Source organism: Azospira sp. I13 (genome assembly GCF_003112695.1).
In the GTDB taxonomy this organism is placed as follows: domain Bacteria; phylum Pseudomonadota; class Gammaproteobacteria; order Burkholderiales; family Rhodocyclaceae; genus Azospira.
In genome coordinates, this window is sequence record NZ_BFBP01000005.1 from 184,205 (window position 1) to 191,699 (window position 7,495).

Annotated in this window: 7 protein-coding genes; 6 read left to right on the forward strand and 1 reads right to left on the reverse strand. The window is 62.5% G+C overall.

Annotated features, from left to right (window positions below; all coding sequences use genetic code 11):
- Positions 1-6: 6 nt before the first annotated feature.
- The 6 genes from AZSI13_RS06265 (at position 7) to AZSI13_RS06290 (ending at position 6,971) form a co-directional block, all read left to right on the forward strand.
- Entirely contained in the window at positions 7-273 is a 267-nt protein-coding gene (locus tag AZSI13_RS06265) for a PepSY domain-containing protein (RefSeq protein WP_109040317.1), read from the forward strand.
- A complete protein-coding gene (locus AZSI13_RS06270; RefSeq protein ID WP_109040318.1) occupies positions 270-986 on the forward strand; it encodes an ATP-binding cassette domain-containing protein in 717 nt (238 codons plus the stop codon). The genes AZSI13_RS06265 and AZSI13_RS06270 overlap by 4 nt, the downstream gene beginning before the upstream one ends.
- 106 nt (positions 987-1,092) lie before the next feature.
- Positions 1,093-2,448 carry an ABC transporter permease subunit gene (locus tag AZSI13_RS06275; RefSeq protein WP_201262323.1) on the forward strand — a complete coding sequence of 452 codons (1,356 nt, stop codon included), beginning with the start codon at positions 1,093-1,095 and terminating at the stop codon, positions 2,446-2,448.
- Entirely contained in the window at positions 2,445-3,152 is a 708-nt protein-coding gene (locus AZSI13_RS06280; RefSeq protein WP_109040319.1) for a family 16 glycoside hydrolase, read from the forward strand. The genes AZSI13_RS06275 and AZSI13_RS06280 overlap by 4 nt, the downstream gene beginning before the upstream one ends.
- A gap of 12 nt (positions 3,153-3,164) precedes the next feature.
- A complete protein-coding gene (locus tag AZSI13_RS06285; protein ID WP_109040320.1) occupies positions 3,165-4,004 on the forward strand; it encodes a family 16 glycoside hydrolase in 840 nt (279 codons plus the stop codon).
- A gap of 12 nt (positions 4,005-4,016) precedes the next feature.
- Positions 4,017-6,971: a Tn3 family transposase gene (locus AZSI13_RS06290; protein WP_109040321.1), complete on the forward strand. Its 2,955-nt coding sequence runs from the start codon at positions 4,017-4,019 to the stop codon at positions 6,969-6,971.
- Positions 6,972-7,016: 45 nt separating this feature from the next.
- On the opposite strand, the gene AZSI13_RS06295 is transcribed toward AZSI13_RS06290, so the two are convergent.
- The gene (locus AZSI13_RS06295; RefSeq protein WP_109040337.1) at positions 7,017-7,448 is read right to left on the reverse strand and encodes a substrate binding domain-containing protein; all 432 of its coding nucleotides are present in this window, start codon (positions 7,446-7,448) and stop codon (positions 7,017-7,019) included.
- Between the last annotated feature and the right edge of the window lie 47 nt (positions 7,449-7,495).

Consider the following 7,495-nt stretch of genomic DNA (forward strand, 5'->3'; position numbering starts at 1 on the left):
ATATCCATGAAAACCCGTCACGCTCTCATTGCACTCACCGTCCTCATTACCGTGCCTGCTGTCGCCCTGGCCGGCTGGTTCGGCGACGAACGCCCCCCCGCCAATGCCAAGCCCTTGTCGGAGATCATCAAGGGGGTCGAGGCGGCCGGTCACAAGACCATCGTCGAGCTCGAATTCGAGGATGGCGTCTACGAGATCGAAGCCATCGACGCCCAGGGCAAGGAAGTGAAACTCAAGGTCGATCCGGTCTCGGGCAAGGTGAACGTGAAATGACCCAGGCGGCGCCCTTGCTGGCGGTACGCGGGATCAGTAAACGCTATGGGGAGGCCACGGTGCTCGACGATGTCGGGTTCGATCTGTCGCCCGGCGAGATTCTCGGCATCATCGGCCCCAACGGCGCCGGCAAGACGACGCTGATGGAATCCCTGGTGGGCCTGCTGCCCGCCGACGGCGGCGAAGTCCGTCTTCATGGCGAGCCGCTGCCGGCGGCGCGCCGGCGGGAGGCGATGTTTTACCTGCCCGACGGCATCGCGCCCTGGAGCGACCAGCCCGTCTGGCGCGCCACCGGCCTCTTCCGCGAGCTGCACGGCCTGGGTGCCGAGCGGGAGGCGACGGTGGTGCGCCGGCTGGAGCTCAAGCCGGTGCTGGCCAAACGGGTCTCCGAGCTTTCCAAGGGCTACCGCCGCCGGCTGCTGCTGGCGCTGGCACTGCTCACGCCCCAGCCCATCCTGATCCTGGACGAGCCCTTCGACGGCTTCGACCTGCGTCAGACCCTGCATGTCATGGACCTGTTGCGCGAGGTGGCGGCCGAGCGGGCACTGATTTTGTCCATCCATCAACTGAAGGACGCCGAGCGCATCTGCGACCGCCTGCTGCTGCTCGACGCCGGCCGCCGTCTGGGCCTGGGCACGCTCGCGGACCTGGCGGCCCAGGCGGGCGCGGCCCACGCCGATCTGGAGGAGGTATTTCTTGGACTCACACACTGACCAGTCCGCAGGGCGCAGGACGCCGCGAAGCGGCGGTCCCGAGCGAAGCGAGGGATGCGGCGTAGCCGCACAAAAGTCGGAGCCGGCGGGACGGCAATTCGGACAATTGAAACGATTAGCCGCCGTCTTCGCCCACGAGCTGCGCCGCCTGTTTGCCGGCCGCGCCTGGTGGGCCATGCTGTTCCTGCTGGCGCCGCTCGCCGGCTACGGCTTTGTCGAGGCGGTGCGCCTGTTCGGCGAGGCGAGCCGCACGGCGCTGCAATTCCCGGAAATGGCCCGCGGCATGACGCCGCTGGACGGCATCCTGGTGCCGACGCTGGGCGCCTTCTATCTGGGCACCACGCTGCTGTTTCCCTTCGTCGCCATCCGCGCCCTGGGCCAGGACAAGGAGAGCGGCGCGTTGAAGCTCGCCCTGCAATGGCCGCTCTCGCCGGCCGCGCTGGTGGCGGTCAAGCTCGCCGCGGTGTGCGCGGCCTGGAGCCTGAGCCTCGCCGTGCCCCTCTCGGCGCTCGTCTTCTGGCAGGTCGCGGGTGGCCATCTCGCGCCGGCCGAGACCGCCAATCTCTTCCTCGGTCATGCGCTCTATGCGCTGGCGGTGGCGGGCATCGCCTTCTTCGCGGCGGCGCTCGCCGAGTCGGCGGCCACCGCCGCCATCGTCACACTCGCCTTCACGCTGGGCTTCTGGGTGCTCGATTTCGCCGCCGCCACCGGCCCGGAATGGCTCAAGACCCTGGGCGAGATTTCGCCGACCCAGGCCCTCAAGCAGTTCGAGCGCGGCCTGCTGCCGGCGGCCCATGGTCTGAGCCTGGCGGGGCTCGGGCTGGGGCTCGCGGCACTGGCCGCCCTCATCCTGCCGCCGGGGCTTTCTCGAAGCGCCCGCTTCAAGCGCGGCGCGGCGGGCGCCGCCGTGCTGGTCCTGCTGCTGGCGGCGACATCCATGCTGAACTTGTCGCTCGATGTCAGCGAGGACCGGCGCAACAGCTTCAACCCCGCCGACGAGGCGGCGCTCGCCCGCATGGACCGGGGACTCGCCATCTCGCTCTACCTCGCGCCCGAGGACAGCCGGGCGCAGGAGTACCAGCGCAACGTGCTGGCGAAGCTCAAGCGCCTGGTGCCCGATCTCACGGTGCGCTGGGAGGAGACCGGCAAGGCGGGGGTCTTCGGCGCCGCCGGAGACGAAGGCTACGGCCGCATCGTCTACGCATACGCAGGGCGCAATGCCACGAGCCGCTCCAACAGCCCGCGCGAGATCCTGCCGCTGCTGCACGAGCTGGCCGGGGCGACGGTGACGCCCGTCGAGACGCCGCCGTATCCGGGCTATCCGCGGGTGGCCGATGCGCGGCCGGCGGAGCTGTGGTTCTACGGCCTGCTGCCCGCCCTGATCCTGCTCGCCTTCTGGCGCCACGCGCGGGCGCGGCGTCTGCCTATCCATCTTCGTTCTATCCAAGGAGAATCCTCATGAAATCGCGTTTCCTCGCTTCCCTGCTGTTTGCCGCCCTGGCGGTTCCGGCCTTCGCCGCGCCGACGGTGCAAGGCTTCGACAACGAGACGGTCGGCGCCGAGCCCAAGTCCTTCGCCGCCGCCGTGGGTAACTGGGTCGTGGTGGACGACACCGGCAACAAGCGGCTGTCGGTCAATGGCGCCAAGTGGGCGCGCGGCCAGACCTCGGCGGGGCTGGCCGACAAGGCGCGGGCGCTTTACGGCGAGCGCTACGCCGAGTTCCTCGACAACGTCCAGTCCTACGCCTACTTCCCCATCGCGGTGATGAACGACGTGGCGGACTTCCGCGAGGGCACGATCACCGTGCGCTTCAAGGGCGTGGACGGGCGCATCGACCAGGCTGCCGGCATTCTCTTCAACGTCCAGCCCAACGGCGACTACCTGACGCTGCGCGCCAACTCGCTGGAGGACAACCTGGTGCTATGGCAGTACGTGAAGGGCCGGCGCTCATCGGTGAAATGGATACGCAATACGCCAACGCCCAGCGGCCAGTGGCATGAAATGAAGCTGACGGTCAAAGGCAACCGGGTCGAAGGCTGGCTGAACGGCAAGCTCCTGCTCACCCACGATCTGCCCAAGCCGGTCTCGGGCCGCGTCGGCCTGTGGTCCAAGGCCGACAGCGTGGTGTATTTCGACGATTACCGCGTCGAGCCGGCGGGCCGGTAAGAGACCGCCGCCATGACCCGCACGCGACGCAATCTGCTGCTCGTAGCCGGCGTGCTGCTGGCCGCCGCCGGCACCTGGGCGGCGTTCCGCTTCCTGATCGGCGAGGCGCCGCCCGCGCAGCCGGAGTACCTGCCGCAAGCCGGCGCCGCGCCCGCGCCGACTACCACCGGGCCGGCAGCGCCGGTGCGGCAGGCCGACGGCACGCTGCGCTTCGAGTTCGAGAATGAGACCGTCGGCGCGGAGCCGAAGGGCGTCGTCCCAGCAGTGGGACAGTGGCTCACGGGCGTCGATGGCGAACGGCGCGTGCTGGTGGTGGACGGTCGCGGCTGGGCGCGCGGCCAGGCCTCGGCGGGGCTCGCCGACAAGGCCCGCGCCCTGTACGGCGAGCGCTACGCCGAGTTCCTCGACAACGTCCAGGCCTACGCCTACTTCCCGCTGGCCGTGGCCCAGGGCATCGACGATTTCCGCGCCGGCGAGATCGAACTGCGCTTCAAGTGCGTGGCCGGGCGCATCGACCAGGCCGCCGGCATCGTCTTCAACCTCAAGCCCAACGGCGACTATCTGGTGCTGCGCGCCAACTGCCTCGAAGACAACCTCGTGCTGTTCAAATACGAGCGCGGCAGCCGGAGTTCGGTCAAGTGGATACGCAATACGCCGACGCCATCCAAGCAATGGCATGATTTGAAGTTGGTTGTTCAAGGGAAGAACATCAAAGGCTATCTAGATGGGAAACTGTATCTGGAACACGCCTTGTCCGAACCGGTTTCGGGGCACATAGGCCTGTGGTCCAAGGCCGACAGCGTTGTGTATTTTGACGACATTCGTGTCGAATCGACCGGCCGAAACGAGTAAGGTCATGCATAGATGGCATCCATTGAACGTACCGCCTACCCACGTTTCAAACGCAATCCACTCGCTAAAGAGTTGGATGCGCTTTACACCCCGACCAACGATGAGCTGAGTTTCGCGAGAGCTTTGGCCCGCAAGGCTCAGTCGCGATTCGGCCTCCTGCTATTGCTCAAATCGTTCCAGCGCCTCGGCTATTTTCCTGCTCTGGTGGATATTCCGCTCGCCATCGTCCAGCATGTGCGGAACGTGAGCGGAATAGATGACGAAATTTCGCCAATCTATGCGGAATTGCGGACCTTGTATCGGCACCACCAGGCAATCCGTGATCGCTTGGCGGTCACCGCCTGGAGCGAAGACGGATTGCATGCGGCTAGCGAGGCCATGTCGGCGGCTGCCGAAGTCATGGACAACCCGGCTGATCTTATCAACGTCGCCATTGAAGAGCTGGTCCGCCAGCGCATCGAGTTGCCCGCCTTCAGTACGTTTGACCGTATGTCGCGGCGCATTCGCACACTGGTCAATGGGCGCTTTTTTGCGGCGGTGATGGAGCGTTTATCCGAGACCGAGCGCGAACAACTCGACGCTTTGCTGGAGATCGGCAACAGTCCCCAGAAAAAAACGCTGTTCTTCGCTCTCAAGCAGTTACCGAAGCGCTCTTCACTGGAGCATTTGCAGGATCTGCTGGACCATATCGTCAAACTCTCAGATACGGTAGGTGCGGATCACCATCTGTCAGGTATTCCGTTCGCCAAGATCAAACATTTTGCTGCCGAGGCCAAGGCACTGGATGCCGCAGAACTCAAAAAATTCGCGCCGCCCAAGCGCTATGTCCTGATACTGAGCCTGATTCACCGTGCCCGTGTGCAGGCCCGTGATGATCTGGCGGAGATGTTCATCAAGCGGATGAACCACATTCACCGGCGCGGTAAGGACGAACTGGAGCGCCTGCGCATAAAATTCCGCCAGAAGACCGAGCATCTCGTCGCCACCCTGGCGGACGTCATCCAGGTGCTGGAAACCCAGTCAGCAGACGAGGTGGCCGGGAAAACCATTCGCTCCCTCTTGGCGACCCGGGGCGGCACCAAGGCCCTACAGGATGACTGCGACGCGATCAACGCGTTCAGTGGCGACAACTACTTCCCGCTGCTGTGGCGTTTCTATCGCAGCCATCGACCGACGCTGTTCCGTATGGTGCATTTGCTGACGATGACCTCGACCAGCGAAGACCAGTCGCTGATGCAGGCACTGGATGTTCTGCTTGAATACGAGAACCGCAAAGGCGCCTGGATTGATGTCGAAATCGATTTTTCCTTCACCAACGAACGCTGGAAAAGGACGGTGGTGGTGAAAACCGAGGATGGCGAGCGAATCAGCCGTCAGCATTTCGAGGTTTGCGTGTTTTCTGCGCTGGCGGCAGAAATCAAGTCGGGAGACGTGTCGATTCAGGGATCAGAGGCCTATGCCGACTATCGCGACCAGCTTCTTTCATGGGATGAATGTGAGCCCTTGGTGGGCGACTACTGCCAGCAGTTGGGGTTTCCGGAGGATGCGCCCGGATTTACCCAAGGCTTGCGTGATTGGTTGAAGGAGGCTGCGGTCGAGGTGGATAGCGGATTTCCCGAGAACAAAGCGTTGGGGATTGATGAATTCGGTCTCCCGGTACTCAAACGGAGTGGCCCGCGGGAGCCGAAGGCATCCGCCCGTGCCCTGGAGGCGGCTCTGCTGCAGCGACTTCCAGAGCGCAATGTCATCGACGTACTGTGCAACGTCGCCCACTGGACCAGTTGGAACCGGCACTTCGGGCCACTATCTGGCTCAGATCCAAAGATTGAGAATCCCGGTGAGCGCTACATCCTCACCACGTTTACGTATGGCTGCAATCTCGGGCCGGCCCAGGCGTCACGTCATCTGCGCGGCGCGGTGACACCGCACATGCTGTCGTTCATCAACCGACGGCATGCCAATGCCAACAAGTTGAATGCGGCACTAAAAGACATCATCAACCGCTACCACCTCTTTGATCTGCCCAAGGTCTGGGGGGAAGGCAAATCAGCAGCCGCCGACGGCACCAAATTCGATATGTTCGACCAGAACCTGCTGGCGGAGTACCACATCCGCTACGGCGGCTATGGCGGGATCGTCTACCACCACGTGGCCGATAACTACGTCGCACTGTTCAGCCACTTCATTCCCTGTGGGGTTTGGGAGGCGGTCTATATCATTGAGGGATTGCTCCAGAACAAATCGGACATCCAGCCAGATACCGTCCATGCCGATACCCAGGGGCAATCTGCACCGGTTTTCGCGCTTGCTTACCTGCTGGGTATCAAGCTGATGCCGCGCATCCGCAACTGGCACGATCTGGTATTTTTCAGGCCGACCAAGGAAACCAGCTATCAGCACCTCGACATGCTGTTCAAGGATGTCATTGACTGGGAATTGATCGAAACCCACTGGAAAGACCTGTTGAGGGTCGTATTGTCGATCAAGGCCGGCAAGATTTCGTCGTCGACCTTGTTGCGCAAGTTGGGTAACTACAGCCGCAAGAACCGGCTCTACCAGGCTTTCCGGGAACTTGGACGGGTAGTGCGAACGGCCTTCCTGCTGAGCTATATCTCCGACATGGAGCTACGCGAACAGATCACAGCGACGACCAACAAGGTAGAAGCCTACAACGGCTTCTCCAAATGGCTGTTCTTCGGTGGGGAAGGGATCATCGCGGACAACGACCCCGAGGAGCAAGAGAAGGTCATCAAGTACAACGACCTGGTGGCCAATGCTGTGATTTTCCACAACGTGGTAGATCAGACCCGTATCTTGCGTGAATTGAAACAGGAGGGATTCCCGGTAAATCGGGAAGATGTCGCCACGCTCAGTCCTTATGTGACAAGCCATATCAAGCGCTTCGGGGATTACATTATCGATCTTGATGTGGTCCCTGAACCGATAGATTCGTCATTGCCGATCTGACGGTCTCTGACGCGCAGCGAGGGTTTTCTGCGTTAAGTCCTATTTTTACATGTATGTCGGCTGTACCCGCAACAGAGCTTCTCGGGCCGCCAGCCCGTGATCAACCCGGAAACGACCGTCAAAACGAACGGCGTGCTCTACACCAGCTGGCCCCAAGAACCTCAACCGGTCGCTGCCCATCACATTGGTCATGCGTACCCCCTCATGCTCGATCAGTTCCTGAGGGGCTTTCGGTGTTCCCCGTTGCTTCAGGTAAGCCGGCGATGAAACCAGCAGGCGGCGGCTTTCGCCCAGGCGTCGCAGTTTCATCGAACTGTCGGCAACGGGACCAAGCCTCAAGGCAATATCAACGCCTTCCTGCACCAAATTCACCCGCTCATCCGCGAGGCTAAGGTCCACCGCAATCTCGGGATAGGCATCCTGAAACGCAAACAACAGGCGCGTTGTTAGCAACACAGTAAAAATGACCCAGGGCATCAACTGAAAATTGACCCACCTCACTTTTTTCAGAAACGCCTAGGTCG

What these genes read in the sequence shown, in the direction of transcription:
- AZSI13_RS06265 (WP_109040317.1), top strand. Translation starts at nt 7, where the DNA reads ATGAAAACCCGTCACGCTCTCATTGCACTCACCGTCCTCATTACCGTG.
- AZSI13_RS06270 (WP_109040318.1), top strand. Translation starts at nt 270, where the DNA reads ATGACCCAGGCGGCGCCCTTGCTGGCGGTACGCGGGATCAGTAAACGC.
- AZSI13_RS06280 (WP_109040319.1), top strand. Translation starts at nt 2,445, where the DNA reads ATGAAATCGCGTTTCCTCGCTTCCCTGCTGTTTGCCGCCCTGGCGGTT.
- AZSI13_RS06285 (WP_109040320.1), top strand. Translation starts at nt 3,165, where the DNA reads ATGACCCGCACGCGACGCAATCTGCTGCTCGTAGCCGGCGTGCTGCTG.
- AZSI13_RS06290 (WP_109040321.1), top strand. Translation starts at nt 4,017, where the DNA reads ATGGCATCCATTGAACGTACCGCCTACCCACGTTTCAAACGCAATCCA.
- AZSI13_RS06295 (WP_109040337.1), bottom strand. Translation starts at nt 7,448, where the DNA reads ATGCCCTGGGTCATTTTTACTGTGTTGCTAACAACGCGCCTGTTGTTT.